The following is a 2,649-nucleotide window of genomic DNA, read 5'->3' as shown; positions in this document are numbered from 1 at the left end:
GTTTCGAGTTGCAAGAGTTTACAGTATCTAACGCCTTTCTACCACTCGCATAAAAAGTATTATCCTATCTGCTGCTTTCTCGTATATTGTTTCTAACTCAAAACAACACACATCATGGTCAAAAACTACCTCAAGGTCGCTATGCGTGGCCTGTTACGCAACAAGAATGCAGCTATCATCAATATTGCAGGGCTTTCTATTGGGCTCGCATGCTTTATCATGATCTTTCTCTATGTGCAGAAAGAGCTAAGCTACGACACCCACCACCCCAACGCTGCCAACACTTACCGCCTCACCACCATCGATGAGGCACTGGGTGTATCGAGCAATAATGTAGCTATCACCAACCCCTACATGCCGATTGCGGCTATGGAAGAGCTGCCTGAGGTCACCAATGCCACACGCATGTTTAACCAGGGGCGCACACGTATGCAGCACGAAGACGACATTGTCTATGCCGAAGATGCCAAATATGTAGAGTCCACCTTTTTTGAGATGTTTGATTTTGGTCTGAAAAATGAAACCAGCATCGAGCGATTTAAGGCGCCCAGAAAACTCATTATGAGTGAGGCTTTGGCTGAGAAAGCTTTTAAAGAAACTGATCCTATTGGTAAATCCTTCCAGATCGACTCTGAAGATTGGGAAGTAGTCGGCTTGTTTTCTAACGACACAGGGCCCAGTCACCTCAAAATCGACCTCATTATGTCGATGTACCCTGTAGATGCCGACTCGAGCCTGGCGCAATACCTCAACAGCTGGCAGGGCCTCGGTATGATCGGCTATGTCACACTCACCGAAGGTGCCGATGTAGCCACTGTAGAAACCAAACTTAAGGAGCTGGCCACCAAAAATGAGGTGCCTGAGTTCTGGATACCCAAACTGCAGGCATTGGAAGACATCCACCTCAAATCGAGCAACATTCTTTTCGATGGATACAATGAGGCCAAAGGCGATATCGTATATGTGTACTCGCTGTCGGCCATCGCTATATTTGTAATTCTTATAGCGGCCTTTAATTTCATGAACCTCTCCACCGCCAAGTCGTCCACCCGGGCCAAAGAAGTGGGCATTAGAAAGGTAATGGGCTCGGCTAAAAGTAGTTTGGTCACGCAGCACCTCGGAGAGTCCATCATGATCTCTCTGCTTTCACTCGTTGTCGGGCTGGTGCTCGTTTCTATCGCGGCCAATTATGCCAATCTCGGTCTCAATGAGCATGTGATGAGTTATATTTTCGGTCGCCCGGCCGTGGCGCTTTCTATCGTGGGCATCACCCTCGTGATCGGTATCATCTCCGGCCTCTACCCTGCTTTTGTGTTGTCGCACTACAACCCTGTGGTGACCCTTCGCGGGAAATTTCAGACCGGCAAAAGCGGCATTTTGTTGAGAAAGGTTTTAGTAATCGCCCAGTTTACGGCTTCTATCACACTCATTATTTGCACGGTATTAATCACCTTTCAGCTCGACTTTCTTAAAAACAAACAGCTAGGTTTTGAGAAAGACCAGGTAGTCACTTTCCAACTCAACGATCCTGGGTTGCGGGAACAGATCACCGCCTTTAAAGACAAAGTAGCGCAGTACGATAAGGTGGAAGCAGCTGCTTTCTCTTCTAACATGCCGGGCCGTACATTTGGCCGCACAGGTGTAACCCCTGAGGGTGTGCCAGAAGATGAGGAAAACTGGATTGTAAGTGTGATGGCGATGAATGAAGACTATCTCAATTTGATGGGTATGGAGCTTGCCGAGGGTAGAAATTACTCGCAATCATTCGGTACAGATCAGGAAGAGGCGATTATCGTCAATGAGGCGTTTATCAAAGAGCTGGGTTGGGAAACGGGCGTGAATAAGAAATTACGTTTTGGCAACGATCAGGAGCGCACCATTGTGGGTGTGGTTAAGGATTTTCATTTTGCTTCTATGCGCCACTCGATCGAGCCTTTGCTCCTTTTCTACAATCCCGAGGCCAACAATAACCTGTCAGTCCGCATTACAGACGATGTCAGCGGCACCATGAGCAACATCGCAGGTGTATGGAATGAGATCTACCCCGACTACCCGTTTGAGTATGAGTTTTTTGATGAGGAATTTGATCAGATCTTCAAGTCGGATGAAGATTTCAGTGCCTTAGCGAAGAATTTTACCTGGCTAGCCATCTTTATTGCTTGCCTTGGTTTATTTGGTCTCTCGGCCTACATGGCTGAGCAGCGTAGAAAGGAGATTGGCATCAGAAAGGTATTAGGTTCTAAAATATCACAGGTGGTGATGTTGCTTTCAAAAGAGTTTATTTTGCTGATCATCATTGCGAATTTCATTGCCTGGCCGATTGCCTATTGGGCTACACATAATTGGCTCAGCGACTTTCAGTATCGCATTGAGTTGTTGTCATTTTCATCGATTATGATTTTCGTAATCTCAGGCCTCATGGCATTGATGATAGGCCTGCTCACGGTGAGCTACCAGTCGATCGCTGCTTCTGTAGCCAATCCGGTGGATAGTTTGAGAAACGAATAAGATTTTAGATGTGAGATTTTAGATTTTAGAATTGGGCAGAGAGCTAAGGGCACAGTGCAGAGAGCGTAGAGCTTTGAGTTACGAGTTTTGAGTTACGAGTTTTGAGTAAGATGTGAGCATAGGTCAGGCTGAGAGCTTTTA

The 2,649-nt window shown here is 46.5% G+C and carries 1 protein-coding gene; it reads left to right on the top strand.

Going from position 1 to position 2,649, the window contains the following annotated elements:
- Positions 1 to 114 precede the first annotated feature (114 nt).
- Positions 115 to 2,508 (top strand): ABC transporter permease, encoded by a 2,394-nt coding sequence (locus E1176_RS02570; protein ID WP_155209016.1) that lies wholly within the window; start codon positions 115 to 117, stop codon positions 2,506 to 2,508.
- Positions 2,509 to 2,649 lie beyond the last annotated feature (141 nt).

The organism is Fulvivirga aurantia, assembly GCF_009711475.1.
Lineage (GTDB): Bacteria > Bacteroidota > Bacteroidia > Cytophagales > Cyclobacteriaceae > Fulvivirga > Fulvivirga aurantia.
This window is presented reverse-complemented; position numbering and strand designations above follow the sequence as displayed.